The 25,636-nt window shown below is 64.1% G+C and carries 22 protein-coding genes and 1 riboswitch; of the genes, 10 read left to right on the top strand and 12 right to left on the bottom strand.

The window, feature by feature from the left end; genetic code table 11:
* Nucleotides 1–64: 64 nt before the first annotated feature.
* Nucleotides 65–970: a DMT family transporter gene (locus EOC83_RS12630; protein WP_063169196.1), complete on the bottom strand. Its 906-nt coding sequence runs from the start codon at nt 968–970 to the stop codon at nt 65–67.
* Between the two features lie 208 nt (nt 971–1,178).
* On the opposite strand from EOC83_RS12630, the gene EOC83_RS12625 reads away from it, so the two are divergent.
* Together EOC83_RS12625 and EOC83_RS12620 are read left to right on the top strand one after the other, a co-directional pair.
* On the top strand, nt 1,179–2,477 hold the full coding sequence (locus tag EOC83_RS12625) for an adenylosuccinate synthase (protein WP_063169195.1): 1,299 nt from the start codon (nt 1,179–1,181) through the stop codon (nt 2,475–2,477).
* Between the two features lie 74 nt (nt 2,478–2,551).
* Nucleotides 2,552–4,210 (top strand): hypothetical protein, encoded by a 1,659-nt coding sequence (locus EOC83_RS12620; protein WP_063169194.1) that lies wholly within the window; start codon nt 2,552–2,554, stop codon nt 4,208–4,210.
* Between the two features lie 17 nt (nt 4,211–4,227).
* Here EOC83_RS12620 and EOC83_RS12615 read toward each other — a convergent pair whose 3' ends face one another.
* The 4 genes from EOC83_RS12615 to EOC83_RS12600 form a co-directional block, all read right to left on the bottom strand.
* Nucleotides 4,228–4,527, bottom strand: coding sequence for a CcdB family protein (locus EOC83_RS12615; RefSeq protein ID WP_063169193.1), 300 nt, complete (start codon nt 4,525–4,527; stop codon nt 4,228–4,230).
* Entirely contained in the window at nt 4,527–4,769 is a 243-nt protein-coding gene (locus tag EOC83_RS12610; RefSeq protein ID WP_063170355.1) for a type II toxin-antitoxin system CcdA family antitoxin, read from the bottom strand. Before EOC83_RS12610 ends, EOC83_RS12615 begins: the two co-directional genes overlap by 1 nt.
* Before the next feature lie 167 nt (nt 4,770–4,936).
* Nucleotides 4,937–6,757, bottom strand: coding sequence for an ABC-F family ATP-binding cassette domain-containing protein (locus EOC83_RS12605; RefSeq protein WP_063169192.1), 1,821 nt, complete (start codon nt 6,755–6,757; stop codon nt 4,937–4,939).
* Nucleotide 6,758: 1 nt separating this feature from the next.
* Entirely contained in the window at nt 6,759–7,418 is a 660-nt protein-coding gene (locus EOC83_RS12600; RefSeq protein WP_027162509.1) for a thiamine diphosphokinase, read from the bottom strand.
* 87 nt (nt 7,419–7,505) lie between these two features.
* Nucleotides 7,506–7,620: riboswitch (TPP riboswitch) on the top strand.
* Nucleotides 7,621–7,663: 43 nt separating this feature from the next.
* Between EOC83_RS12600 and thiB the strand changes: the two genes are divergently transcribed.
* From thiB to EOC83_RS12580, 4 genes are all read left to right on the top strand, one after another.
* Entirely contained in the window at nt 7,664–8,662 is a 999-nt protein-coding gene (thiB, locus tag EOC83_RS12595; RefSeq protein WP_063169191.1) for a thiamine ABC transporter substrate binding subunit, read from the top strand.
* 8 nt (nt 8,663–8,670) lie between these two features.
* A complete protein-coding gene (thiP, locus tag EOC83_RS12590) occupies nt 8,671–10,296 on the top strand; it encodes a thiamine/thiamine pyrophosphate ABC transporter permease (RefSeq protein WP_024502936.1) in 1,626 nt (541 codons plus the stop codon).
* Nucleotides 10,289–11,080, top strand: coding sequence for a thiamine ABC transporter ATP-binding protein (thiQ, locus tag EOC83_RS12585; RefSeq protein WP_063169190.1), 792 nt, complete (start codon nt 10,289–10,291; stop codon nt 11,078–11,080). The genes thiP and thiQ overlap by 8 nt, the downstream gene beginning before the upstream one ends.
* A gap of 258 nt (nt 11,081–11,338) precedes the next feature.
* Nucleotides 11,339–12,808, top strand: a complete 1,470-nt coding sequence (locus EOC83_RS12580; protein WP_024502938.1) for a M48 family metalloprotease — start codon at nt 11,339–11,341, stop codon at nt 12,806–12,808.
* 24 nt (nt 12,809–12,832) lie between these two features.
* Here EOC83_RS12580 and EOC83_RS12575 read toward each other — a convergent pair whose 3' ends face one another.
* Nucleotides 12,833–13,696: an RNA polymerase factor sigma-32 gene (locus EOC83_RS12575; protein ID WP_013529172.1), complete on the bottom strand. Its 864-nt coding sequence runs from the start codon at nt 13,694–13,696 to the stop codon at nt 12,833–12,835.
* 322 nt (nt 13,697–14,018) lie between these two features.
* On the opposite strand from EOC83_RS12575, the gene EOC83_RS12570 reads away from it, so the two are divergent.
* The 3 genes from EOC83_RS12570 (at nt 14,019) to EOC83_RS12560 (ending at nt 16,367) form a co-directional block, all read left to right on the top strand.
* Complete coding sequence (locus EOC83_RS12570; protein WP_013529173.1) at nt 14,019–14,792, top strand: amino acid ABC transporter substrate-binding protein; 774 nt, start codon at nt 14,019–14,021, stop codon at nt 14,790–14,792.
* Nucleotides 14,793–14,919: 127 nt separating this feature from the next.
* A complete protein-coding gene (locus EOC83_RS12565; protein ID WP_013529174.1) occupies nt 14,920–15,600 on the top strand; it encodes an amino acid ABC transporter permease in 681 nt (226 codons plus the stop codon).
* Nucleotides 15,597–16,367: an amino acid ABC transporter ATP-binding protein gene (locus EOC83_RS12560; RefSeq protein ID WP_013529175.1), complete on the top strand. Its 771-nt coding sequence runs from the start codon at nt 15,597–15,599 to the stop codon at nt 16,365–16,367. Before EOC83_RS12565 ends, EOC83_RS12560 begins: the two co-directional genes overlap by 4 nt.
* A 181-nt stretch (nt 16,368–16,548) precedes the next feature.
* Here EOC83_RS12560 and EOC83_RS12555 read toward each other — a convergent pair whose 3' ends face one another.
* Both EOC83_RS12555 and EOC83_RS12550 read right to left on the bottom strand, forming a co-directional pair.
* The gene (locus EOC83_RS12555) at nt 16,549–17,160 is read right to left on the bottom strand and encodes a LysE family translocator (RefSeq protein WP_024502939.1); all 612 of its coding nucleotides are present in this window, start codon (nt 17,158–17,160) and stop codon (nt 16,549–16,551) included.
* Between the two features lie 157 nt (nt 17,161–17,317).
* Nucleotides 17,318–17,977 (bottom strand): response regulator transcription factor, encoded by a 660-nt coding sequence (locus tag EOC83_RS12550; RefSeq protein ID WP_063169189.1) that lies wholly within the window; start codon nt 17,975–17,977, stop codon nt 17,318–17,320.
* 130 nt (nt 17,978–18,107) lie between these two features.
* Between EOC83_RS12550 and EOC83_RS12545 the strand changes: the two genes are divergently transcribed.
* On the top strand, nt 18,108–19,877 hold the full coding sequence (locus tag EOC83_RS12545; protein ID WP_063169188.1) for an ATP-binding protein: 1,770 nt from the start codon (nt 18,108–18,110) through the stop codon (nt 19,875–19,877).
* Nucleotides 19,878–20,042: 165 nt separating this feature from the next.
* Here EOC83_RS12545 and EOC83_RS12540 read toward each other — a convergent pair whose 3' ends face one another.
* The 4 genes from EOC83_RS12540 to EOC83_RS12525 all read right to left on the bottom strand — a co-directional run bounded on the left by EOC83_RS12540 (nt 20,043) and on the right by EOC83_RS12525 (nt 25,360).
* Nucleotides 20,043–20,624 carry a CarD family transcriptional regulator gene (locus EOC83_RS12540; protein ID WP_013529179.1) on the bottom strand — a complete coding sequence of 194 codons (582 nt, stop codon included), beginning with the start codon at nt 20,622–20,624 and terminating at the stop codon, nt 20,043–20,045.
* A 367-nt stretch (nt 20,625–20,991) separates the two neighbouring features.
* Nucleotides 20,992–21,330, bottom strand: a complete 339-nt coding sequence (gene fdxA, locus EOC83_RS12535; protein WP_013529180.1) for a ferredoxin FdxA — start codon at nt 21,328–21,330, stop codon at nt 20,992–20,994.
* Between the two features lie 234 nt (nt 21,331–21,564).
* Nucleotides 21,565–21,951, bottom strand: coding sequence for an RNA-binding S4 domain-containing protein (locus EOC83_RS12530; protein WP_013529181.1), 387 nt, complete (start codon nt 21,949–21,951; stop codon nt 21,565–21,567).
* Nucleotides 21,952–21,967: 16 nt separating this feature from the next.
* Complete coding sequence (locus EOC83_RS12525; protein WP_063169187.1) at nt 21,968–25,360, bottom strand: helicase-related protein; 3,393 nt, start codon at nt 25,358–25,360, stop codon at nt 21,968–21,970.
* Nucleotides 25,361–25,636 lie beyond the last annotated feature (276 nt).

The raw sequence follows: 25,636 nt of genomic DNA, 5'->3' as shown, positions 1-25,636 counted from the left end.
CATTGGCGAAGTCCAGGCCGTTCGCGTGATTACCGCGACGGCGGAGGGCGTCAGCCGCCAAATGTCATCCGCGGTGGTCCGCCACCGCCATCTTGCGCCCGCTGTATTCGGCAAGCCCGATGCCGCCCAGCACGAGCACCAAGGCCAGCGCCTGATAGAGCTGGAACGTCTCGCCGACGATCAGCACCGACAGCAGCGTGCCGAAGATCGGCACCAGATTGATGAACAGGCCGGCGCGGTTGGCGCCGATCAGCTCGTTGCCCCTGATGTAGAAGATCTGCGAAACGACCGATGCGCCGATCGCCGTATAGACGATGACGGTCCAGCCGCGCGCGTCGGGCATGATGACCTTGCCGGCGAGGACCTCCCACAGGAAGAACGGCAACGAGGTGACGAGTGCCGAAACCGACAGGGCCAGCATCAGGCTCTGCCAGTGCATCACCGGCTTCAGCCGCAACCCCACCGAATAGCCGCTGTAGAGAAAGACTGCGACCAGCATGATGGCGTCACCGAAATTGAGTTCCAGCGTCAACAGCCGGCGCGGGTCGCCATGGCAGGCGGTGAGGATCACGCCGGCGACGGTCAGCACGACGCCGACAATCTGCGCCCAGTTCACGCGCAGGCGGAAGAAGACGAAATTGGCAGTCATGATCAGGATCGGCATCGCCGCCTGTTCGATCGAGACATTGATCGCTGTCGTGTAGTTGAGCGCCGTGTAGAAGATGGTGTTGAACAGGGTGAAGCCGCTGGCGCCGAGGGCGACCAGCACGAACCAGTGCTTGCGGACTACCGGCCAGTCCTTCTGGATGGTCTTCCAGCCGATGGGCAGCATGATCGCCACGGCCAGCACCCAGCGCAGGAAGACCAGCGTCATCGGCGAGACGTGATCGACCGCCAGCTTGCCGGCCACCGAATTTCCACCCCAAAGCAAGGTGGTGAGCAGCAGGAATATGTAGGCGCTTCGATGCATCGCGGGATTCCAGTCGCCGGAGCTGCGGTGTTTGCCGGCCTATTGCCCTCGCTCGCCCAAGTAAATGATGTCAAAGCCGAAAATTGTTGTGCCTCAGGGCATTTTCGACGGCAAAGAAAGGTCGCGCTCGCGAGGTCTTGACGTTATAGAGGCCTGTCGTTTCGAACCATATTCAAGCCGCTTGGCGGCGTCTCAAGGGAAAAGAAACATGGCCAATGTGGTGGTCGTCGGCTCGCAGTGGGGTGACGAAGGCAAGGGCAAGATCGTCGACTGGCTGTCGGAGCGCGCCGATGTCGTGGTGCGTTTCCAGGGCGGCCACAATGCCGGCCATACGCTGGTCGTCGACGGCAAGGTCTACAAGCTGTCGTTGCTTCCGTCGGGCGTCGTGCGCCACGGCAAGCTGTCCATCATCGGCAATGGCGTCGTGTTCGACCCGCACGCTTTCGTCGCCGAGGTGGCAAAACTCAAGGCGCAAGGTGTCGAAGTAGCGCCGGATCGCCTGAAAATAGCCGAAAACACAGCGCTTATCCTGTCCCTGCATCGAGAGCTGGACGGATTTCGTGAGGACGCCGCATCCAATTCCGGGACGAAGATTGGCACGACCCGTCGCGGCATCGGCCCCGCCTATGAGGACAAGGTGGGCCGGCGCGCGGTCAGGGTGATGGATTTGGCGGATTTGGAAACACTGCCCTTGAAAATCGACAGGCTGCTGACGCACCACAATGCGCTGCGTCGCGGGCTTGGTCATGCGGAAGTCACGCATGACACGATCATGCAGGAACTAACCTCGGTCGCCGACGACATCCTGCCCTATATGGACCGGGTCTGGAAGATCCTCGACGACAAGCGCCGGGCTGGCGAGCGCATCCTGTTCGAGGGCGCGCAGGGCACACTGCTCGATATCGACCACGGCACCTATCCGTTCGTGACCTCGTCGAACACGGTTGCCGGACAGGCTGCCGCCGGCTCCGGCGTTGGCCCGGGCGCCATCGGCTATGTGCTCGGCATCACCAAGGCCTATACGACACGCGTCGGCGAGGGTCCGTTCCCGACCGAGCAGAAGAACGAGGTCGGCGAATTCCTCGGCACGCGCGGCCATGAATTCGGCGTCGTCACCGGTCGCAAGCGCCGCTGCGGCTGGTTCGACGCGGTGCTGGTGCGCCAGGCCGTCGCGGTCAACGGCATCAAGGGCATCGCGCTGACCAAGCTCGACGTGCTTGACGGGCTGGACGAGATCAAGGTCTGCACCGGTTACCGTCTCGACGGCGAGATGATCGATTATCTGCCGGCCAGCCAGGGCGCGCAGGCACGTGTCGAACCGGTCTACGAGACGCTCGAGGGCTGGAAAGGCACCACTGCCGGCGCGCGCAGCTGGAATGATCTGCCGGCCCAGGCGGTCAAGTATGTCCGCTACATCGAGGAGCTCATCGGCGCACCGGTCGCGCTCCTTTCCACCAGCCCGGAACGCGACGACACGATACTTGTGACCGATCCGTTTCAAGACTAGTTTCTGAGCCTTTCCGGGCATCGCGGCTGATTTGCGGGGGCCGACGCGGAAGCAAAATACAGGTCGACTGAAGCATGGCAGATTTCGTTGCTATTCTGAAAAACGCGCTCGACAAGCATGGCGACGAGACGCCGGAAAAGCGTACGCGCATCTATGCCAGCGTTCGCACCATGCTAGCGAAGAAGCTTGGTGAACGTTCGCCGCCGTGGGCTCCCGAAGCCATAGCCACGCAGATGCGTTCGCTGGAAGACGCCATTACAAGCGTCGAGCGCGATTATGCCAAGAGCGTGCCGGAGACCGACCCGCTCGCGGAGCTGGAACACATCTTTTCGTCGATCGATCGCAACAAGAACCAGCCAAGCCATACGAGGCAGCCGGCGAAGGCGGAATCGGCCTGGCCGGCACCGCCCGTCGCCAAGCCCGAGCCCTATCAACCCGCGCCGCCGCCTGCCGCCAAGGTCGAGCCAAGCTGGCAAAGGTCGACGCCGGCGCCTGCCCAGCCGGCTCGCGCCGACACGCCTCTTCCAGGCATGAACGCCGAGGAGGCGGACGACGAGGCCGATGTCTTTTCCAGCAACGAAGACAATGAAGAGCCGGTACCGGATACCTTCCAGCGCCTGCGTCCCGCCGAGCGCAAGCGCAGCTATGGCGGGCTGATCGCGGCCGTCTTCGCACTGCTGGTCGTTGCCGGCGGCGGCTACGGCATCTGGCTGAACAAGGACGCCTTCGGCAAGATGCTGGGGCTTGGCGGCAATCAGGTAGCGAAAACCGAACCCGTGAAGCCAGCGCCGGCCAAGCCGGCAACCGATGCCGCGGCAGCGCCGCCGGCGCCCGCGGCTGGCGGCACGGAAGCCGAAAGCACGAAATTCACCCAGCGGCTGACACCGCAGGGTGGTGAAGTCGACCCGGGTCCGGCCGGTGGCCAAAGCGGCATCGGCGAAGGCGAATCGGTCGCGGCGCTGACCACCCCGCCCTCGGCCCCGAACGCACCGGCGATTTCCGCACCGGCCGCCGGTACGCCTGCCGCGACTACGCCTCCGGCGACAGATGCCGCCCCCGCAACGCCGCCTGCCAACGGAGCAGCGCCTGCAGCGCCGGCCGGTGCTGCCGGCACGCCGCCAGCACCGGCAGGTGCCGCGCCGCCCGCCCCGGCGGCTGCGCCTGCGGAAGCCGCTCTGCCTGTCGGCCAGAAGGCGATCTTCTATGAGGAGCGCACCAGCACCGCCCAGGGCTCCGCCGAGCCCGGCAACATCGTCTGGTCGCTGGTGCAGGAATCGCCCGGTGGCGACCTGCCGCCGGAGCCGGCGATCCGCGCTGAGGCGACCATTCCCGGCAAGGACATCCAGTTGCGCATGACCATCCGCCGCAACACCGACCAGACGCTGCCGGCCAGCCATATCATCGAGATGATCTTCCTGACGCCCGACGGCTTCGAGGGCGGCGGTGTCGACAACATCCTGCGCGTTGCCATGAAGGCTTCGGAGCAGGATGCCGGCAGCCCGCTGATCGGCATTCCGGCCAAGATTGCCGACGGCTTCTTCCTCGTCGCGCTCAACGACACCAAGGCCGACGAAGACGCCAACATGACCTTGTTGCGCGGCCAGGACTGGATCGACGTGCCGGTGGTCTACAAGACCGGACGGCGGGCGTTGCTGACCATGGAAAAGGGCATTCCCGGAGAGAAGGTGTTCGACGAGGCAATCAAGGCCTGGCAGGCCAAGACGGCAGGCTGAGACGCTGTAGCCGCCGTTCAGAAGCCCTGGAACAGCATGTCGAGCGCAGCGACGATGTCGTCGTGGTGCTTGATCAGGTTCAGCCGACTTTCGCCCAATTCGCTGGCAGAAACGGTGGCAACCAGGTGTGTTGCCATAACGAGCTTTCGACCGTTGATCTCAAAAATCGGATGAAGCTTTCGCATCGGCGGTGGCACCATTGCGACCGGCAGAAGCGGCACGACCACCCGCGTCTTGAAATTGTCGAGCAGCTCTGACTGAACGTCGAGCACATAGCTGCCTTCGATGCGACCGGCGAAGACATCATAGCGGGGCATCAGAACTGCCGGTACTCTTCCAGCGGGATGCCATGTTTCTCGATATAGTCGTTCCACGCGTCCATCGTGGCGCGGTTCTCAAGCTTCCACAGTCGCGTTTTTTCGGCAGCCACCGCCTCCGCGATGCCGGCCTCCGCAGCGCGCGAGACATTCACGTCAAGTCCCTTGGCTTCCCTCATGAGGTTCGAATCGATCGACAGATTTGCTGGCTGACGGGTCGCACTCAAGGCAATTTTGCGCATAATAGCCTCCGCAACATGCGCATAATATATGCGCATTTCTGTATGGAGGCAATCAGGCGGTTCTAGCTGCAGGTAGGGGCGCTCGGCCCCTTCGCTATGGCTCCGGGCGTTCGTCGCTTCAATCGACAAATCGTCGTCGATTGATCGGCCTACGGCCGAAACACTCCTCACCCCTCCATCTCCTCGCGCAACATCTCCAGTTCCAGCCATTCTTCCTCGAGCGCGGCCAGCGTCGCGCGCTCCTTGTCGAGGGCGGCGATGGTTTTCTGGAACGAGGCCGGATCGCGCTCGTAATAGGCCGGATCGGCGATGTTGTTCTCCAGCCTCGAGATCGAGGCCATCACAGCTTCGATTTTCTTCGGCAGGGATTCCAGTGCGAATTTCTGCTTGAACGACAGTTTCTTCGCCGGCCCTTTTGGCGCGGCGGCTTCGCTCTTGCCTGACGCGGGCGCCTCGCCATTTTCGGCTCTCGCCCGCGCCTTGCGGTCGTCCAGCTTCGTGCCGCCGCGCTGCGCCAGCATGTCGGAGTAGCCGCCGGCATATTCGATCCAGCGGCCCTCACCATCCGGCGCGATCAGGCTGGTCACGGTGCGGTCGAGGAAATCGCGGTCGTGGCTGACCAGGATGACGGTGCCGGCGAAACCGGCGACCAGTTCCTGCAGCAGTTCCAGCGTCTCCATGTCGAGATCGTTGGTCGGCTCATCGAGCACCAGAAGGTTTGCGGGCCGCGCCAGCACGCGCGCCAGCAAGAGCCGCGCCCGCTCGCCGCCGGACAACTCGCGCACCGGCGTGCGCGCCTGCTCGGGCTTGAACAGGAAATCCTTCATGTAGGAGACCACGTGGCGCTGCTCGCCATTGATGACGAGGTTTTCGCCGCGCCCATCGGTGAGATATTGTGCCAGCGTCTCCTGCGGGTCGACCGCCTCGCGCTTCTGGTCGAGCGTGGCGATCTCCAGATTGGTGCCGAGCCGCACCGAGCCGGCGTCCGGCTTCATCTCGCCGGTCAGCATTTTCAAGAGCGTGGTCTTGCCGGCGCCGTTCGGCCCGACCAGGCCAACGCGATCGCCACGCTGGATGCGGGTCGAAAACGCCTTGACCACGGTGAGATCGCCAAAGCTCTTTTCGATGTTTTTCGCCTCGATCACCAGCTTGCCGGACTCGGTGGCGTCGCTCGCCACCATGATCGCCGACCCTTCGGCCCCGCGATGACCGCGAAAACGCTGACGCATGGTCTGCAACTCGCCGAGCCGGCGCATGTTGCGCTTGCGCCGCGCCGTCACGCCGTAGCGCAGCCAATGCTCTTCGCGAACGATCTGGCGACCGAGCTTGTGCTGCTCGCGTTCTTCTTCCTCCAGAACCAGGTCGCGCCATTCCTCGAAATGGCCGAAGCCCTTGTCCAGCCTGCGGGTCTGGCCGCGATCGAGCCAGACCGTGGCGCGCGACACGCGTTCGAGGAAGCGGCGGTCGTGCGAGATGACGATCAGCGCCGAGGAGGTGCGGATGAGTTCTTCTTCCAGCCATTCGATGACCGAGAGGTCGAGATGGTTGGTCGGCTCATCGAGCAGCAGGATATCGGGCTCCGGCGCCATGACGCGGGCAAGGGCGGCGCGCCTCGCCTCGCCGCCCGACAGGTCGTTCGGACGTTCCTCACCCGACAGGCCGAGATGCTCCATCAGATAGCTGGCGCGGTAGGGATCGTCGGCGGGGCCAAGCCCGGCCTCGACATAGGCGCGGACAGTGGCAAAACCTTCCATGTCGGGCATCTGCGGCAAATAGCGGACGGTCGCCGAAGGCTGGCGGAACACTTCGCCGTCCTGCGGCTCGATCAGGCCGGCGGCGATCTTCAGCAGGGTCGACTTGCCGGACCCGTTGCGGCCGACCAGTGCGATCTTGTCGCCGGCCGAAGCCGTCAAGGCGGCGCCATCGAGCAGCGGCGTGCCGCCGAAGGTCAGTTTTATCCCATCAAGGTTGAGAAGGGGCGGGGCCATGTCAGCTTTCAGGTAAGGGATAGGGATGAGCGAGCAGCATCGCGCGGCCATGGCCGAGCGCGATTTCGAGGCGGCCCCCGGTCTTGTCGGACTTGACCTCGTTGGAAATGGTCAGCGACGAACCGAACGCCACCTTGACGTGAGCGAGCGGCCATTTGGCGCCGGTGACGGTCAGGCCGTCGAGCTCGGAAAAGCCGAGCACCGAAAACAGCGTGCCGTCGGCATAGTCGAAGCCGGCCGTTCCGCGCAGCAGGGGGATGCCTTCCTGAGCGCCGCTGGTCAAAAGCACGTCCGTTCCCGCCTCCGCCAGCCGCAGGGCGAGCGACAGATGCAGAAAAGCGTGGTCGGCGCGCTTGCCGCCAAAGGCGCCGGCCAGCACCAGGCGGGTCGCGCCGCGCTCCAGTGCCGCGGCGACGGCAAGTTCGCCATCGGTCTGGTCCTTTTCCGCCGGGAAGGTCCGGCGCGGCACGGAAGCGAGATCGTCCGGCAGGTTGGCCGGCACCGAATCGAAATCACCCACCCACAGCTCCGGCACGAGACCCAGCAACCGCGCATGACCGATGCCGGCGTCGGCGGCGATGACGCGGGAGCCTTTGACCTGACGGTCGAGCCGTGGCGTACGGATGAGATCGCCGCCAAGCAGGATGGTGAATGTGCTCATATCGTGTGGCCCTTACCAGCCCGGCACGGGAAACGGAAGGCGGCAAACTCCCGCTTGCATGGCGGATCGGCCCGGCCTATGTGTCGAAACGCTCTAACGGGGTGCCGGACGCGATCTTCGCGGACCGGCTGAGAGGCAGTCTCGCCAACCCGCTGAACCTGATCCGGTTTGTACCGGCGGAGGGATTAGACGTTTCGGACAGTCCGACGCCTCAATTCCTTTCAATTCAAACGAAGGAGGCGCCGATGCGCACGCTTTTATACGCTCTTGTTTCAGCAACGGTCGTGGCCTTGTCCGGGCCCGCCTTGGCCAAGGACAAGCTCACCGTCTACACCTATGAGAGTTTCACCGCCGACTGGGGTCCGGGTCCCGTGGTGAAGAAGGAGTTCGAGGCCGAATGCGGCTGCGACGTCGACTTCGTCTCGGTCGCCGATGGCGTCGCGCTGCTCAACCGCGTCAGATTGGAAGGCACATCGACCAAGGCCGATATCGTGCTTGGCCTGGATACCAATCTCACCGCCGATGCCAAGGCGTCAGGCTTGTTCGCGCCGCATGGCGCGGTGACGGATGTCAGTGTGCCGGGCGGCTGGAGCGACGACACGTTTGTCCCCTTCGACTACGGCTATTTCGCTGTCGTCTACGACACGCAGAAGATGAAGACGCCGCCGAAGAGCCTGAAGGAGCTGATCGAAGGCAGTGCCAACGACAAGATCGTCATCCAGGATCCGCGCACCTCGACGCCAGGCCTCGGCCTGCTTCTTTGGGTCAAGTCGGTCTATGGCGACAAGGCACCCGAGGCCTGGGCCAAGCTCAAGGCCAAGGTGCTGACCGTGACGCCGGGCTGGAGCGAGGCCTATGGGCTGTTCACCAAGGGCGAGGCGCCGATGGTGCTGTCCTACACGACGTCGCCAGCCTACCACATGGTCGCCGAGAACACGGAGCGCTACCAGGCGGCCTCCTTCGAGGAGGGCGAGTATCTGCAGATCGAGGTGGCGGGTATCACCACGACAGGAGCCAAGAATCCGCTGGCGGCCAAGTTCATGGCCTTCATGACCGGGCCGAAATTCCAGGATGCCATCCCCGAGACCAACTGGATGTTCCCGGCAGGCAAGACCGACAAGCCGCTCAATCCGGCCTTCGACAAACTGGTCAAGCCGACGAAGACCTTGCTGTTCAGCCCGCAAGAGGTCGCCGCCAACCGCAAGGCCTGGGTCGATGAATGGCTGGCGGCGATGAGCAAATAGGCAGCGCGATGGCGCCGGCGCATTCCACGGATTCCCGCGTCAGTGCCGGCATTGTCGCGCTCGCTGCAATCGCGCTGCTGATCGGCGGCGCGTTTGCCGGCCTGCTTTTCGAGGGCGCCCATGATTTCTCGGGCGCCTGGGCAGCCTTCGATCCCTATCTGCTTCGCGTCATTCGCTTCACGCTCTGGCAAGCGGTCCTGTCGACGCTGCTTTCGGTCATCCCGGGGCTGTTTGTGGCGCGCGCTCTGTCGCGGCATCCACGTTTCTTCGGCCGCGCCTTCATCCTGCAGATCTTCGCCGTGCCGTTGGCGCTGCCGGCCATCGTTGCAGCGCTCGGCATCCTGGCGCTTTATGGCCGTGCCGGCTACTTCGCCGGCGTGCTTGCCGTTATCGGCGGCGGAAGCTGGCCGGGCATCTATGGCCTGTCCGGCATTCTCGTCGCCCATGTCTTCTTCAACCTGCCGCTGGCGACGCGGCTGTTCCTCGAGGCGCTGCAGACCATACCGGCCGACCAATGGCGGCTGGCGAGCCAACTCGGCATGGCGGCCCGGCCGGCGTTCCGGCTGATCGAATGGCCAACGCTGCGCGCCGCACTGCCCGGCGTCGCCGGGCTTGTGTTCATGCTCTGCATCACATCCTTCACGATCGTGCTGACGCTCGGCGGCGGGCCGGCCGCGACGACGCTTGAGGTCGGCATCTACCAGGCGCTGCGCTTCGATTTCGATCCCGCACGGGCCGTTGCACTGACGCTGCTGCAGATCGCCTTGACCTTTATCGTGGTGCTGGCACTGACGCGGCTAGGCGCCAATGTGGTCGGCGACACCAATTTGCCGGTCGCGCAACGCCGCTATCTCTCGGTCAATCGGAGCGAGACCTGGTTGAACGCGCTACTCATCGTCCTGGCGCTGCTGTTCGTTGTCGGGCCGATGGCGGCAACCGTGATGGCCGGATTGAGTGCCGATCTCGCCCGCTTGGCCGGCGAGGCCACTGTCCGGCAGGCAACGCTGACCAGTGCGGCGCTCGCCTTCCTGTCGGCGCTGCTTTCGGTGATGCTGTCGCTGGCGCTGACCATGGCGCGGCGGGCACTGGCGCTGAACCGCCGTGCCGGCGCAAAGACACTGCTCGAACACGCCACCGATACAGGCGCCGGTTTTGTCCTGGTCGTGCCGCCGATCGTCGTCGGCGCCGGCTGGTTCCTGTTGTTGCGCCATGTCGGCGATGTCTTCGCCATCGCTCCGGTCATGGTCGTCACCGTCAACGCGGTGATGGCGATGCCGTTTGCGCTCCGCGCCGTGCGTCCCGCCTATGATGCAGCGAGCGAGCGTCACGAACGGCTCTGTGCACAGCTCGGCATTGCGGGCTGGAACCGGCTGATGCTGGTCGACTGGCCGTCGCTGCGGCGACCGCTCGCCACGGCCTTCGCTTTCGCCATGGCGCTGTCGCTCGGCGATCTCGGTGTCATTGCCTTGTTCGGCAGTGATTCCGTGCAGACATTGCCCTACCTTCTTCTGGCTCGGATGGGCAGCTACCGCACCGAGGATGCCGCCGGCCTCGCACTGCTGCTCGGCCTCGTCTGTCTCGCGTTGATCGTGGCGGCGCACTGGCTGGGAAGGGAGGAGGTCCGTGATGCGTGAAAAGGCGGCCAACGGGCTCGCGAAGGGCGCGCCGGTGCGGCTGGACAAAGTGTCGTTCAGCTATGGCAGCTATGGCGAGGCGCCGCTTGTTTTCGATGTCGAGTTTGCCGCGGCGACGATCACCGCCATCATGGGGCCGAGCGGTTCGGGCAAGTCGACACTGCTCAATCTGGTCGCCGGCTTCGAGACCCCACGGTCGGGCCGCGTGCTGGTCGGCGGTGTCGATGTCAGCGCCGAGCCGGCCTCGGCGCGGCCGGTGTCGATGGTGTTCCAGGAGAACAATCTCTTCGCGCATCTTTCCGTCGAGCAGAATGTCGGGCTCGGCCGCTCGCCATCCCTGCGGCTGACCGAGGCGGACCGCGCTGCGGTCGCCGAGGCGCTTGCGCGCACCGGTCTTGCGGGCAAGGAGAAACGCCTGCCGCGCGAGCTCTCCGGGGGCGAACGCCAGCGCGTCGCCCTGGCCCGCGTGCTGGTGCGCGACCGACCGGTGTTGCTGCTCGACGAGCCCTTCGCTTCGCTCGGACCGGCTTTACGCGACGAGATGCTGGATCTGGTTGCCGCCGTTCATGCCGAACGCGCCATGACAGTGCTGTTCGTCACCCACCAGCCGGAGGATGCACGCCGCATCGGCGAGCATATGGTGTTTGTCGACAATGGGTTGGTCGCCGCCACCGGCAAGGCTGATGATTTCTTCGCCGGGGCTGGTCCGGAGGCGTTCCGGCGCTATATCGGCGCGGGTGCCGGATATTCCACATCACGCGATGTTGCCCGGAAGCGGACATAATTTACGGTCAAACCGGCTCCAGGCGATGTGGCGTTTGCTTGCCATGACCGGGGGAGTGTGGCTAGGTCCGCCCTACCGGTCCGGCACAGGCCGTGATTTGCCTGCAGTATCCGGCGCCCGCCCCTGGGATGGGCCGCGGATACTGCAGCAGTTTGAGATATGGCACGTGAACATTCTGAAGATCGTCCCCGATTTTCAATGTCATGTGCCGGGACCCGAAAGGAAGCCGTTCTGGCGATCGGCGCTAACACATTGGGAATGAAACCGCTGGCGCGCTTTCTCGCGCTGGCCGGCTTTGCCGTGGCGTTGGCAAGCTGCCAGATGTTCACGCCGCCGGAGGTTCAGGAATCCGGCTTCCAGCCTTCCGACAAGCCGATCACGGTGGACAATGTCGGCGCCAACAACAAGCTCGCCGAATTGGCCAGGGCGCAGCATCCGCGCATCCTGGCGACCTATGGCGGCGAATATTCCGATCCCAAGCTCGAGCGCATGGTCGCCAAGGTGGTCGGTAGTTTGACGGTGGTGTCCGCCAACCCGACACAGACCTATCGCATCACCATTTTGAATTCGCCCAATGTCAATGCCTTCGCGCTGCCGGGCGGCTATCTCTACATCACGCGCGGCCTCCTGGCGCTGGCCAATGATTCGGCCGAGCTTGCAGCTGTCATCGCGCATGAGATGGGCCACGTCACCGCCAATCACGGCTTGCAGCGCCAGCAACTCGAGGCAGAGGAAGGCCTGGCGACCAAGGTGGTTTCCGATGTGCTCGGCGACAGCCCGACCGCCAAGGCGGCGTTGATCCGCGGCAAGCTGAGGCTCGCGCAATTCTCGCGCAACCAGGAGCTGGAAGCCGACGCCATCGGCATCAAGTCGATCGGCGAGGCCGGCTACGATCCTTTCGCCGCCGGCCGCTTCCTGCAATCAATGTCGGCCTACACCGATTTCCGCTCGATCAGCGGCGCCACCGACGCCAGCCTCGATTTCCTGGCCACGCACCCCAATACGCCGCAGCGCATCGATCTGGCGCAGCGCCATGCCCGCCAGTTCGGCGCGCCGGGCGTCGGCACGCGCGACCGCGATTCCTTCCTCGCCGGCATAGACGGCCTGCTCTATGGCGACACGCCGGAAGAAGGCTATGTACGCGGCGAAACCTTCCTGCATCCGGGCCTTGGCGTTTCGTTCACGGTACCGGACGGCTTCATCATCGACAATTCGGCGGCAGCGGTGACGGCCACCGGCCCCGGCGACATAGCGATCCGTTTCGATGGCGTGTCGATCGACAAGAACCGGGCGCTGACGGACTATATCCGCAGCGGCTGGGTGGCTGGTCTCGTCGACAGCAGCGTCAGGCAGGAAACCATCAACGGCAACGAGGCAGCGACCGCGCATGCCGGCGCCGAAGGCTGGCAGTTCGACATTGCGGTGATCCGCGCCGGCGGCCAGGTCTACCGGCTGCTGACCGCGGCCCCTTCGGCCAGCACGTCGCTGGACACAATCGCCCGCTCGGTCAGCGGCTCGTTCCGGATCTTGAGTGCCGCCGAAAAGGCGGCGCTGAAGCCGCTGCGCATCCGCGTCGTCACTGTCCAGCCTGGGCAGACGATGGGTTCGCTTTCGGCGCAGATGGTCGGCGTCGACCGTAAGCTCGACCTGTTCCGCGTCCTCAACGCGCTGTCGCCTGGTGCCGCGGTTTCGGCCGGCGACAAGGTCAAGATCGTCACGGACAAGTAGGCACCTGCGGACGCCTGCCGCCGTTCAGGCGGCAGTCGCCATGAACTCCGGATTCTGCTTCACCAACGCGACCTTCAGCTTTTCCATGGCGCGGGCCTCGATCTGGCGGACGCGTTCCTTGGAGATGCCGAGGGTTTCGCCGAGCGCTTCCAGCGTCGCGCCCTCGTCGTTAAGCCGGCGTTCCTCGATGATCCTCAACTCCCGTGCGTTGAGCGCGCGAAGCGCCTCCCTCAGCCAGAGCGAGCGGCGCGCGACATCGATCTTGTCGCCGACGATCTCGTCGGGCAGCGGATCGTCCGAGACCAGGAATTCCATGCGCTCGGTCGAACCCGCATCGTCGGCAACCGGCATGTTGAGTGAGGAGTCGGGAGCCGACAGCCGCGAATCCATCATCGCCACGTCGGCTTCGGAGACGCCGAGTGCTTCCGATACTTCGCGATAGAGCGTTGCGTTTGACAGTGGCTCGGCGCCATTCGCCAGCCGCGCGCGCAGGCGTCGCAGGTTGAAGAACAGCGCCTTCTGCGCCGAGCTGGTGCCGCCACGCACGATCGACCAGTTGCGCAGGATATAGTCCTGCATCGAGGCCCGGATCCACCATGTCGCATAGGTCGAGAACCGCACCTCGCGCTCCGGCTCGAAGCGGGCGGCGGCCTCGAGCAGTCCGACATGACCCTCCTGGACCAGGTCGCCGAGCGGCAGGCCGTAATGGCGGAATTTGGAGGCCATGGAAATGACCAGCCGCATATGCGCGACGGTGATGCTGTGCAGCGCGTTCTGGTCGTTGTCCTCTTTCCAGAGCAATGCAAGCCGATGCTCTTCGTCACGCTCGAGGTAGGGAGCCTTCATCGCCGCGCGGACCATGATCCGTCCTGCCGTGTCTTCCATCATGAGGCGCTCCCTGGGTGGTGCGGATGACTTTGCAAACTTGGCTGGCGCCTGGGTTGAAATGGCGGCGTCGTGCCCTAGAACAGCCAGAACTGCCATGCGCGGGAAAGGTTCCGCGACCGTGGCTGCGGGTATGTGTTGCCTGGCGGACTCCGGGGACTACCCGCGATAGCCGTGATGTCGGCTGGAAAGCGCCAGTTTGAGTATCTGATTTCAGAAACTGATTGTTTTTGGAATTCTGTTCCTTATTTTTTCGACTTGCATCTGTCAGTTTCCAGCGCTCACAATATGCCGGTCGGCCGGCCAAGGACGGGATCACAGAAAAATGAAATGGCTCAAGTCGCTCATCATCGCCGGAACGCTGCAGGCCTTGGCTGTCACCGCAGGCCATGCCGGCGCCAATCTCGACCAGATCAAGCAGGCCGGGGTCATCAAGGTCGGCACGGAAGGCACTTATGCGCCATTCACCTATCATGACACTTCGGGCGCACTGGTCGGCTTCGACGTCGAAATCGCCAAGGCGATCGCCGACAAGCTCGGCGTCAAGGTCGAATTCCTCGAAGGCAAGTGGGACGGGCTGATCGCCGGCCTCGACGCCAATCGCTATGACGCCGTCATCAACGAGGTCGGCATCACCGATGCCCGCAAGGCCAAGTACGACTTCTCCGATCCTTACATCGCCTCCAAGGCGGTGCTGATCGTGCGCGGCGACAACACAGACATCAAGACCTTTGCCGATCTCAAGGGCAAGAAGTCGGCGCAGTCGCTGACCTCGAATTTCGGCAAGCTGGCCGAAACGAACGGCGCCGAGCTGGTCGGCACCGATGGCTTCGACCAATCGATCCAGCTGCTTCTGACAGGCCGTGCCGACGCCACGATCAATGACAGCCTGTCGTTCCTCGACTTCAAGAAGCACAAGCCCGACGCCAATGTGAAGATCGCCGCGCAAGAGGAAAACGCCGACTATTCCGGCGTCATCGTGCGCAAGGGCGATCCGGAGCTGGTCGCGGCGATCAACAAGGCGCTGGCCGACATCAAGGCCGACGGCACCTATAAGAAAATCTCCGACACCTATTTCGGCCAGGACGTTTCGAAGTAATCTATGAGGCGGGCCGCTCCGCGGCCCACAGGACATATCGAGCGGCGAGTCGTCTTTGACGGTCCGCCGCTTTTGTCGTGATATGTCGCGCCTCGACGAAAGCCTCGACTTATTTGGAGGGTCTTACGTGCCGCACTGGCTGCAACTGATGCTGGAGTCGCTGCCTTCGCTGTTGTGGGCGGCGCTGATCTTCACCGTGCCGCTGACGCTGTTGTCCTTCGTCCTTGGGCTGACCGTTGGGTTGGGTGCGGCGCTTGCCCGGCTGTTTGGTCCGAAACCGCTGGTCGCGCTGGTGCGCTTCTATGTCTGGATCTTCCGCGGCACGCCGCTGCTGGTGCAGCTGTTCCTTATCTTCTACGGCCTGCCGTCGGTCGGTATCCTGCTCGACGCCTTCACGGCGGCGTTGATCGGCTTCACGCTCAACATCGGCGCCTACACGTCGGAAATCATCCGCGCGGCCATAGGGTCGGTGCCGAAGGGCCAGTGGGAAGCGGCCTATTCGATCGGCATGACCTGGAGCCAGGCGATGCGGCGCACCATCCTGCCGCAAGCCGGCCGGGTCGCGGTGCCGCCGCTTTCCAACACCTTTATCTCATTGGTCAAGGATACGTCGCTGGCCGCCGCCATCACCGTGCCGGAGATGTTCCAGGCGGCGCAGCGCATCGTCGCCACCACCTATGAGCCGCTGATCCTCTATGTCGAGGCGGCGATCCTCTATCTGGCGCTGAGTTCGGTGCTGTCGGCCTTGCAGACGCGGCTGGAGACCCGGCTCAACCGCTATGGCGGCTTCCTGGAGGCACGCTCATGATCGGCCTCAGCAACATCGAAAAGCGCTTTGGCGACAATCTCGTGTTGAAGGGCGTGACGGTCACCATTGCCGAAGGCAGCGTCACGGCGCTGGTCGGCCCGTCGGGCGGGGGAAAGAGCACCCTGCTGCGCTGTATCAACCTCCTGGAGATCCCGACCTCGGGCACGGTGCGCATCGGCGACGAGACGCTCGAATTCCATCCTGGTGGCAGGGTTCCGGCCAGGGATATCCAGCGCCTGCGGCTGCAGACCGGCATGGTGTTCCAGAACTTCCAGCTGTTTCCGCATCGCACCGCGATCGAGAACGTCATGGAAGGGCTGGTGACGGTGCTGAAATGGGCGCCTGAGAGGGCACGCGAGCGGGCGCTGGCTCTGCTGGAGAAGGTGGGGATGGCGCACAAGGCCGACGCCTGGCCGGCGACGCTGTCGGGCGGCCAGCAGCAGCGCGTGGCGATCGCCCGCGCCTTGGCGCCGTCGCCGAAAGTGCTGCTCTGCGACGAGCCGACCTCGGCACTCGACCCGGAACTGGCGCAAGAGGTGGTCGACGTGCTTGGCAAGCTCGCCAGTGAAGGCACGACCATGGTGATGGCGACGCATGATCTGCGCCTCGCCTCCAAGATCGCCAAGGAAGTGGTGTTCCTCGATGCCGGCGTCGTCGTCGAGAAGGGACCGGCCGCGGTGCTGTTCAACAATCCGGAGCAGCAACGGACGAAGCGGTTCATTGCGACGCTGAAGCAGGAGGCTGAGAAGGAAGGCGGCGGCGGGTAGGCGCGGCCTAGGGTCTGTAGAATTCGGGCGATGGCCCCGAAGGCGCGCCGGTTCCGGTATATCTTGCCGGATGCGCGAGCAGGCCGTCAGCCATCCTTCGGCATATCGGGCCTTGCCGCCAGCAGCCGCTGAAATTTCACCGTCAGATCTCCCTCGAAATCGCGGCTCTTCATTTGCAGGTTCAGATATGATGGCTGACGAGCGCCACGCCAAGTCCGATGAGGATCGAACCGCATGTCTTTGGGATCACCCATCCGGCGCCAGTGAACCGGCCAACGGCGAGCGAGGCGATGCCGACCGCCGCAAGGTCGGCCATCGAGAAGATGAGATTGACGATGATGCCGAGGATGAGGAACTGCAACCCGACGGCCATGCCGGCTGACGGATCCACGAACTGCGGCAGGAAGGTCAGGAAGAACAGTGCCGTCTTGGGATTGAGGATCTCGACGACCATGCTGTCGCGAAATGTGTTCGGGGCCGGCCTGGCACCATCCTCGCCCATCCGGTTCCAGCCCAGGAACATGGCAAGGCCCAGCGAAATGAGATATGCGGCGCCCGCCCATCGGATCACCAAGAAAGCGACCGGCGCGTGTTCCATCAGTGCGGCGAGCCCGACCGCCGCGGCCAGGATGTGCACGTAACAACCAAGATGGACACCCAGTGCCGCCATCAATCCCGCCTGACGGCCATGGGCCAGCGTCTGCGCTGTCATGTAGAGAATCGCCGGTCCTGGCATGCAGGCGAAGGCGAGTGTTGCGAGGGCGAACGGAATCCAGAGATCCAGCGATGGCATGACAGCTCCTCCCATGTGATCAAGCCGTGGGAGGAGTAGGCCGGGGGGCAGGCCGAAAACATACGGCGGATGCCGTATTTGGATGATGATCGGGTTTGGCTAATCTGCCGATGGTTAAGGGGCCGTTGCCGGGTTGCCCATTGTAGCGGCTGCGATATCAGCCGGTGGGCAATCCCAGACGAACCGCGTAGGCGGTCAGTTCGGCGGTGTTGTGGAGACTGAGCTTGCCCATCAGATTTTCGCGATGTTTGCGAGCGGTCGGCAGGCTGATGCCCAGTCGTTCGGCGATGTCGCGCGTGATCATGCCTTGCGCCACCAGTTGAAGGATCTGCCGTTCGCGCCGCGTCAGCGGTACCGGGGACAGGATTTCCTGCGCGGCTATCGGCTCGCTTTCCCTGCCTATATCGCTGACCGCGAAGCGAACGGTTTTCGCCAGATAGGTGCCTCCGTTCTTGACCGCTTCGATGGCAGCGCCGAGTTCCTCGGGATCGCCATCCTTGGTCAGGTAGGCGTTGGCGCCGGCGCTGAGCGCGGCGCGTACTGTCCTCGGCTCGACATTGGCCGTCAGCACCACGATCCGCAGGCGTGGCGCCAAGGTCCTGATGGTGGCGATAAACTGCATCCCGGCCACACCTGGCATGCCGAGGTCGAGGATCAAAAGGTCGGCGCGCGTGCTTCGCAGCTGGCCAAGCAGCGCCTCGCCATCCGCAGCCTCGGCGACGACCGAGACATTGTCCATAGCCGAGATAAGCAACTTCAGCCCCTCGCGCACGATGGCATGGTCGTCGGCGAGTATGGCGGTGAGCGAGCGGTTCATCGGGGCACCATCCAGGGCTGCAGCGGCGTATATGGATCGATCGCCAACTTATGCGAAACAGGTTGCCGGTAGATCAACGGTACCGGGGAAGACCGGCCGGAGAATTACTTGGGACAATTGGAGGGATTCGATGCAGGAAGACAAGATACGCCAGGCCCTGGTCGAACTCCTGTATCGCAATTCCTACGGCGTGGTCATCTCCAACATCGTGATCTCGATGGCGGCGGTCTATGTTCTGAGAACGGCCGTTTCCGCCAATTGGCTGATCGGCTGGCTGGCGGCGCTGTATCTGCTGACGGCTATCCGGGTGCTGGCGTCGCGCCGTTTTTTCAGCCGCTCAAGGGATCGCGGCTCGATCTTGCGCTGGGCATGGCTGGCCACGGCGTTTTCCTGTATGTCGGGCCTTCTGTGGGGGGTGCTTGGCTGGGTCGGCTTTATGCCCGAGGCGCCGATCGTGCTGTCCTTCACGGTCATCGTCCTGACTGGTCTCGTCTGCGGTACGGTGCCGTCGCTGTCGGCCTTTCCGCCGGCGCTGGTCGGTTCCATCCTGGCCACGGTGGTGCCGGTCGCCTTGCGCTGCTTGACCACCCAAAGCGATATTTCCGGCGCCTTCCTGTTCCTGCTCGCATCGCTGGTGGCGATCAATTTCTACTACTGCCGTATCACCTACCGCATGCTGCGCGAAACCGTCAGCCTGCGACTGGAGAACGAAACGCTGGTCGAGCACCTGCAAGAGGAACGCGACAGGGCGCAGACCGCCGACCGTGCCAAGACGCGTTTTCTGGCGGCGGCGAGTCACGATCTGCGCCAACCGATCCATGCCCTGAGCCTGCTGGTCTCGACGCTTGCCATATTGGGGCAGCGCGGCGACGTACCCTCCGGCGAGGCGCGCGATCTGGCCAGCCGGGCGAAATCGGTTGTCAGCAACTTCAGTGGGCTGCTCAACGCTTTGCTCGATATCTCGCGGCTCGATGCGGGCATCGTCACGGTCGCGAGCGAGGCGGTGCCGCTGCGCGACCTCTTTGGTGATCTTCGCAATGAATTCGCCGCCGAGGCAAAACAACGCGGACTTACGTGGCGCGTGGTAGACAGCAGTCTCTACGTCGACAGCGACCCGATGATGTTGAAGCGCATCCTCAACAACCTGATCTCGAATGCCCTTCGCTACACCAAGCAAGGTGGTGTCCTGCTGGGCTGTCGCCGGCGCGGCGCATGTGTGGAGATACAGGTCCTCGACAGCGGCCCCGGCATCCCCGCCGATCAGCAGGGGATGGTCTTCGAGGAGTTCGTGCAGTTGCAGAACCCGGCGCGGGACCGCACGCAAGGCCTGGGACTCGGGCTCGCCATCGTTCGCCGCACCGCCGAGCTGTTGGGGCACCCCCTGAAATTGGCTTCGACGTCCGGGCGCGGTTCCCTGTTTTCCATCACCGTCGCGAAGGCCGGCGCGGTGCAAGCTCGCTTGGAGGTCGACACGACATCGCCGGCCAGCAGTGCCGCCGGCATCATGGTGGTCGAGGACGAGGGCGACGTTCTCGATGCCATGGTGCGCTTGCTCAGCCTGGAGGGACATCGTGTCTATCCCGGCCGCTCCGCCGCAGAGGCGCAGGAGGCCCATACGGCGGCGCTGGCTGCCGGCGATGCGCCGGTCGACCTGATCATCGCAGACTACCGTCTCGAGAATGACACCACCGGCACCGACGCGATCCGTGCGCTTCACGCCCATATCGGCCGGCTTGTCCCGACCATCATCATTACTGGCGATACGTCGCCGGCGCGCCTCAAGGAGATCAGCGCCAGCGGCAGCCGCATCCTGCACAAGCCGATCGCCGACGAGGAATTGCGCGAGACCATTACCGCGGTCTGCTTTGGCGGCAAGGCGATAAGTGGCGACACACGTTAAAACGAAACGCGCGCTCGACGGCTCGGCGCGCCGGCAAGCCGCGATGCAGCACGCTGGTGCGCAGGGCCTACCAACATCGAAGCTGCCGCCCGAAAGCAAAAGAGGCCCCGGTCAAACCGGAGCCTCCAATCGTTTCACGCAGGATTTCTCGAAAGGTGAGAAAGATCAGGCAGCTTCTTCCTGCTCGGCCTCTTCATTGTCGGCCTTGGCGCCACGCTTAGGGCCCTTGTTGAGGTTGACCTCGATTAGGCGCACGGCTTCGGTTTCCGACATGCGGTTGACGGCCGCGATCTCGCGGGCCATGCGGTCGAGCGCCGCCTCGTAGAGCTGACGCTCGGAATAGGACTGCTCCGGCTGGTTGTCGGCGCGGTAGAGGTCACGCACGACTTCCGAGATCGAGATCAGGTCGCCCGAATTGATCTTCGCATCATATTCCTGGGCGCGGCGCGACCACATGGTGCGCTTGACGCGGGCGCGGCCCTGCACGACCTTCAGCGCGCGCTCGACATAATCCTCTTCCGACAGCTTGCGCATGCCGATGGAGGTCGCCTTGGCGACCGGCACCTTCAGGCGCATCTTGTCCTTCGAGAAGTCGATGACGAACAGTTCCAGCTTGTGTCCAGCAACTTCCTGCTCGTCGATCGAGACGATCTGGCCGACGCCATGCGCCGGGTAGACGATGTACTCGCCGGTCTTGAAACCGTGACGCGCAGCGGTGGACTTCTTCTGCGGGGTGATCGTTGCCATTGCGCACTGAACTCCTTGTTGTGGTACCGGCGTCCTGCCGGCCCGAACTCGCGCGATCGGAGAAACCGACCGTTAGCCGCACAACAGATGAACCCATCGGAAAAGCCGGACCGGCAAACCGCAACATCGCGACCGCCTGGCCCAGATCGCTCTGGTCCGAATGGGATTTTCACCTTTCAGTGATTTGGGGCGTCTGCGCCATAAATCGACGTTGTGTCACCGGCATGTTTCGCTGATGTAACACAAAAAGTCGGAAGAATCAAGGTTTTGCTGCATACGCGAAGGCCACAACCCGGCGCCGGCTGTCAAGCCGGTTAATGTGACGTGCCTCTTACCCTGCGTAATACCGGCCTTTCCGGCCGTATTGTCAATCGCCTTCGCCGGGCTCGGCGGAGAAGTATTTCTCGAACTTGCCGGCCTCGCCGTCGAAGGATTTCGCGTCTGCCGGCGGTTCCTTCTTGGCGGTGATGTTGGGCCATTTCTCGGCATATTCGGTATTGACCTGCAGCCATTTGTCGAGGCCGGGCTCGGTGTCGGGCTTGATCGCGTCGGCCGGGCATTCCGGCTCGCAAACACCGCAGTCGATGCACTCGTCGGGATGGATGACGAGCATGTTCTCGCCTTCGTAGAAACAATCGACCGGACAGACCTCGATGCAGTCCATGTATTTGCATTTGATGCAATTGTCGGTCACGACATAGGTCATCGGTCGGCTCCGGGACGTCCCATTTTGTTGGGCTTTTTCCGTCAGGTAACGCCTTTGGCCGCTGCTTGCAAGGGCAGCCATTCCTGTCGGCATCAGCGTTTCGAAATGGAATTCCAGGCAGCCGGCGCCCCAGAGGCCGGCGACCTCATGCAGGGCTTCCTGTTTGCCGGGTTCAGTTTTGCTTCAAACACGTCGTTATCCTGGCAAGCGCCGCCTGTTTTTGGACGCCAGGCATCAATCTTCGCCGAGCAATCGGTCGGTCTGGCGACGTTCCTTCTTGGTCGGGCGGCCGCTGCCGGCCTCGCGCAGCCCCGGAATTGCATCGGGAGGGGCTTCGCCCTTCGGTGCGGGCGGTGGCGACATATCCTCGTAGAGCGTACGGGCTTCCTCGGCCGGGCCGCGTCGCGCACCCGCGCCGAGGACCTTCCAGATGAAGATGCGCCGCTCGAGCGTGATGGTCAGGACGTCGCCTGGCTTGACCTGATCGGAAGCCTGCGCTGCTTTGTCGCGATTGATGCGGACCCGGCCGGCGACGACCAGTTTCGCCGCCAGCGAGCGCGATTTCACGACGCGGGAGAAGAACAGCCATTTGTCGATGCGCTGGCGGCCTTCGGCAACCATCGAAGCGAGCCGGGTTCTACTTCTTCAATTGGTCGCGCAGAGCGGCGAGCTTGGCGAAGGGCGAATCCGGATCGAAACGCACCGGGCGCTCCTCGCGCGGCTTTGGCTGGAAGGCGGGCTTGCCGCCTTGCGGACCACCCTTGCCATCCGGCCTGCCACCCTTCCAGTCGGGACGGCCTTCGCGGCGGTCGGGACGCTCGCCCTGCGGCCTGTCACGTCGCTGTTCGCCTTCGGCCTGCGGCTTGGGTTTGAACTTCGAGCGGTCGAAGCGCGGCTTGCCGGCTCCATCGCGCCGTCCTTCATGGGCCGGACGCTCTCCGGGTGCAGCGGCGTTCGGTGCGCCGGCGTCCGCAGGCGCATCGCTTCGGCCGCGCGCTTGTCCGTTGCGTGGGCGATTGTTCCTGCGGTTGTCGTCGCGGTTGCGCGGGCGCTGTTCGAAACGACCCTGACGCCACAACAGGATGGGTTTTGGCGCTTCGGCTTCCGGGGCGGGTTCCCCGGTGGCTGCTTCAGTCACCGTCACGGGTTCGTCCGGCGCGGCGTCCGTTGCCGGCGCGGCATTTGACACCAGCTCGGCCGGTGCAACTTCTTCTGCCGCTGCGGCTTCAGTCTCGGCAGCTTCAGCCTCTGCCTGCGGTTCAACCGGTGCCGGTTCAGCAGCAGCCTCGGCAACAGGCGCTTCGTCTTGCACGGTTTCGACCGGAGCGTCCGCCTGTTCTCCCACGGCAGGCGCAGCAGGTTCCGCCGCGGCGTCGGAGGTCATTTCGGTCGCCGTTTCCGAAACGGCCACTGCGTCCGATGCCGGCTCCGACCCTTCGACTGCTGCCTCTGCTGCGGCGTCCGCCGCCTTGGTCTGCTCGGCTCGTGCAGCCTCTTCCGCCGCAAGCTTCGCCATCGCTGCTTCGCGCGCGGCATTGTCCTGTGCTTCGAGCCGCGCCTTGACCTCGACGGCCGGCTTCGGCTCGGCACGGTAGCCGAGACCTTTGAGGATCTCTTCCATGTCGTCCGCGGTGGCGCCGAGGATCGACATCATCGGCGGCGTCACCATGAAGGACTGGCCGTCATAGGCGCCGTCCGGGCGCTGGCCGAGGCCGGGCTTCCAGTTGGTCGCCGGGCGGATCAGATCCGCCAGCCGTTCCAGGATGTCGATGCGCACGGCGCGACGGCCGAGATTGCGGTAGCCGGCAAGCTTGTAGAAGGTCTTGTCGAAGGCGGGGTCGATGACCACCGAGGTGCGACCCGAGGCGAGCGCATGGACCACGTCGCCAAAACCTGGCTTGTCCTTGCCGTCGTTCTTCAGCGCCCACAGCAGCGTCACCAGCCCGGCAGGCGCCGGCTTGATCAGCGCCGGCACGAAGACATGGTAGGCGCCGAAGCGCACGCCAAGCCGGCGAAGGGCTGCGCGGCCTTCCTGGTCGAGCGACTTCATCTCCTCGGCGATGTCGCGGCGGTTGATGAGGCCGAAATTCTCGACCAGCTGGAAGGCGATGCCACGGCCGATGCCGGAAATCTGGTCGGCGTTTTTCAAGTCGACCAGCGGCTTCAGCAGCGACTCGATCTGGAAATTGACGAAACGCTCGGCACGCGCGGCGACCTTGTCGCGCGCCGGGCCGGTCAGCTGTTCGTCGGCCAGCAGCACCAGCCGCGGCTTCAGCGCGTCTTCGCCTGATACAAGCGTGCCGATCGGCGCACCGATCCAGCGCAGCGTGCCATCCGACCCGAGCGCGATATCGCCATTGGCCGAGGCGCCGAAGCGTTCGGCGCGCGCCTCGAACTCGGCGGCCAGCGCCTTCTGGGCAGCGGTGCGCACCGCCTTGGCGTCTTCGCCGCCGGCGGTCTGGTCGGCGGTGAAGCGGAACCCTTGCAGCTCGCCGACATGGTGGCCTTCGACAAGGACGGTTCCGGTAGGACTAATTTCGGCTTCAGGCATGGTATTTTCTCTAAGGCGCCGCATGAGGACGGAAGTCCTGCGGTCTACGAAGCGTTTCGTCAACCGCTCATGCAGCGCATCCGACAATCTGTCTTCGATTTCGCGCGTCTTTTCCTGCCAGTGTGCCTGATCGGCCAGCCAGCCGGGCCGGTTCGACACGAATGTCCAGGTGCGGATCTGGGCAATGCGATGCGAGAGCGTATCAATGTCGCCCTCTGTTGTGTCGGCGCGGCGAACCTGCTCGGCCATATAATTCTCGTCGACATGGCCGTGGCGTGCGAGGTCCGTGTAGATCGAGGCAATGAGGTCGGCATGCTGGGCCGGCGCGATCCTGCGGTAGTCGGGCAGCGCGCAGGCTTCCCACAACAGCGCCACGCGCTTGGCATTGGTGGTGAGTGCGCGGATGTCCTCGTCGCGCGACAGATGCTCGAGCGCCTGTGCATCGACGGCAGGCAATGCCCGTGTCAGTCCCTCGACCGGGGCGTTGGTTTCGATCGAGCGCTTCAGCGCGTCGAGGCTGGCAAAGTCGAAATGTGCGGTGCGCCATTGCAGCACCTTCACCGGGTCGAAGTCGTGGCCTTCGATCTTCTTGATCAGATCCTCGTCCAGCGGGTCGACCTGGCCGGTGACACCGAACGTGCCGTCGCGCAGATGCCGGCCGGCGCGGCCGGCGATCTGGCCAAGCTCGGCCGCCGTCAGATTGCGGTACTGGAAGCCGTCGAACTTGCGATTCTGGGCGAAGGCGACGTGGTCGAGATCGAGGTTGAGACCCATGCCGATGGCATCGGTGGCGATGAGGTAGTCGACATCGCCGGACTGGAACAGCGCCACCTGGGCGTTGCGGGTGCGCGGCGAGAGCGCGCCGAGCACGACGGCGGCACCGCCCTGCTGGCGGCGGATCAACTCGGCGATGGCGTAGACCTCGTCGGCGGAAAAGGCGACGATCGCCGTGCGCCGCGGCAGGCGGGTCAGCTTCTTGGAGCCGGCATAGGCAAGATGCGACAGCCTCGGCCGCGTCACCACCGAGACACCCCTCAGCAGGCGCTGCAGGATACTTTGCATGGTGGCGGCGCCCAGCAGCAGCGTTTCCTGGCGGCCGCGCAGGTGCAGGATGCGATCGGTGAAGATGTGGCCGCGCTCGAGGTCGCCGGCGAGCTGCACCTCGTCGATGGCGACGAAGGCGGCGTCGGTCTCGCGCGGCATGGCCTCGACGGTGCAGACCGAATATTTGGCGCCCGGTGGCTGGATCTTTTCCTCGCCGGTAATCAGCGCAACCTTGTGGGCGCCGACCTTTTCGCAGACGCGGGCGTAGACCTCGCGCGCCAGAAGCCTGAGCGGCAGGCCGATGATTCCACTCTCATGCGCCACCATGCGCTCGATGGCGAGATGGGTCTTGCCGGTGTTGGTCGGCCCGAGCACGGCGGTCACGTCGCGGCCCGACAGGATCAGCGGCTCAGTGTGTTTGGGCTGGATGTTCATCAACCTAGAATAAGGCTTCCGGGACCTGGAGATAAGGCTTCTGGCCTCTGGTTGTCGGGAGCGTGCCTCAAATGGGCGCGTATGACAGGCGACACATAGGGATTTCGGGCGCGAAGCGAAAGCGGAATGTTCCGTCGGCAGCCAGAAGGTGGTTCCGTCAAGCTCTCAATCAGAATGCGGATTAACGGATAGAACGAGTCTGGAACGAATCGGCGACGAATCAGTGACTCCTGCAGGTTCAGCTTTTGTTCACGGCTATATGTGGATTTCGCGACC

This window comes from Mesorhizobium sp. Primo-A (assembly GCF_003997175.1).
GTDB classification, from domain to species: Bacteria; Pseudomonadota; Alphaproteobacteria; order Rhizobiales; family Rhizobiaceae; genus Mesorhizobium; species Mesorhizobium ciceri.
The sequence above is the reverse complement of the archived record's forward strand: the minus strand, read 5'-3'. Positions and strand labels throughout refer to the sequence as shown.

Excerpts from the sequence above, each read along its gene's own strand:
- EOC83_RS12630 (WP_063169196.1), bottom strand. The coding sequence starts at position 970 with ATGCATCGAAGCGCCTACATATTCCTGCTGCTCACCACCTTGCTTTGG.
- EOC83_RS12625 (WP_063169195.1), top strand. The coding sequence starts at position 1,179 with ATGGCCAATGTGGTGGTCGTCGGCTCGCAGTGGGGTGACGAAGGCAAG.
- EOC83_RS12620 (WP_063169194.1), top strand. The coding sequence starts at position 2,552 with ATGGCAGATTTCGTTGCTATTCTGAAAAACGCGCTCGACAAGCATGGC.
- EOC83_RS12615 (WP_063169193.1), bottom strand. The coding sequence starts at position 4,527 with ATGCCCCGCTATGATGTCTTCGCCGGTCGCATCGAAGGCAGCTATGTG.
- EOC83_RS12610 (WP_063170355.1), bottom strand. The coding sequence starts at position 4,769 with ATGCGCAAAATTGCCTTGAGTGCGACCCGTCAGCCAGCAAATCTGTCG.
- EOC83_RS12605 (WP_063169192.1), bottom strand. The coding sequence starts at position 6,757 with ATGGCCCCGCCCCTTCTCAACCTTGATGGGATAAAACTGACCTTCGGC.
- EOC83_RS12600 (WP_027162509.1), bottom strand. The coding sequence starts at position 7,418 with ATGAGCACATTCACCATCCTGCTTGGCGGCGATCTCATCCGTACGCCA.
- thiB (WP_063169191.1), top strand. The coding sequence starts at position 7,664 with ATGCGCACGCTTTTATACGCTCTTGTTTCAGCAACGGTCGTGGCCTTG.
- thiP (WP_024502936.1), top strand. The coding sequence starts at position 8,671 with ATGGCGCCGGCGCATTCCACGGATTCCCGCGTCAGTGCCGGCATTGTC.
- thiQ (WP_063169190.1), top strand. The coding sequence starts at position 10,289 with ATGCGTGAAAAGGCGGCCAACGGGCTCGCGAAGGGCGCGCCGGTGCGG.
- EOC83_RS12580 (WP_024502938.1), top strand. The coding sequence starts at position 11,339 with ATGAAACCGCTGGCGCGCTTTCTCGCGCTGGCCGGCTTTGCCGTGGCG.
- EOC83_RS12575 (WP_013529172.1), bottom strand. The coding sequence starts at position 13,696 with ATGATGGAAGACACGGCAGGACGGATCATGGTCCGCGCGGCGATGAAG.
- EOC83_RS12570 (WP_013529173.1), top strand. The coding sequence starts at position 14,019 with ATGAAATGGCTCAAGTCGCTCATCATCGCCGGAACGCTGCAGGCCTTG.
- EOC83_RS12560 (WP_013529175.1), top strand. The coding sequence starts at position 15,597 with ATGATCGGCCTCAGCAACATCGAAAAGCGCTTTGGCGACAATCTCGTG.
- EOC83_RS12555 (WP_024502939.1), bottom strand. The coding sequence starts at position 17,160 with ATGCCATCGCTGGATCTCTGGATTCCGTTCGCCCTCGCAACACTCGCC.
- EOC83_RS12550 (WP_063169189.1), bottom strand. The coding sequence starts at position 17,977 with ATGAACCGCTCGCTCACCGCCATACTCGCCGACGACCATGCCATCGTG.
- EOC83_RS12545 (WP_063169188.1), top strand. The coding sequence starts at position 18,108 with ATGCAGGAAGACAAGATACGCCAGGCCCTGGTCGAACTCCTGTATCGC.
- EOC83_RS12540 (WP_013529179.1), bottom strand. The coding sequence starts at position 20,624 with ATGGCAACGATCACCCCGCAGAAGAAGTCCACCGCTGCGCGTCACGGT.
- fdxA (WP_013529180.1), bottom strand. The coding sequence starts at position 21,330 with ATGACCTATGTCGTGACCGACAATTGCATCAAATGCAAATACATGGAC.
- EOC83_RS12530 (WP_013529181.1), bottom strand. The coding sequence starts at position 21,951 with ATGGTTGCCGAAGGCCGCCAGCGCATCGACAAATGGCTGTTCTTCTCC.
- EOC83_RS12525 (WP_063169187.1), bottom strand. The coding sequence starts at position 25,360 with ATGAACATCCAGCCCAAACACACTGAGCCGCTGATCCTGTCGGGCCGC.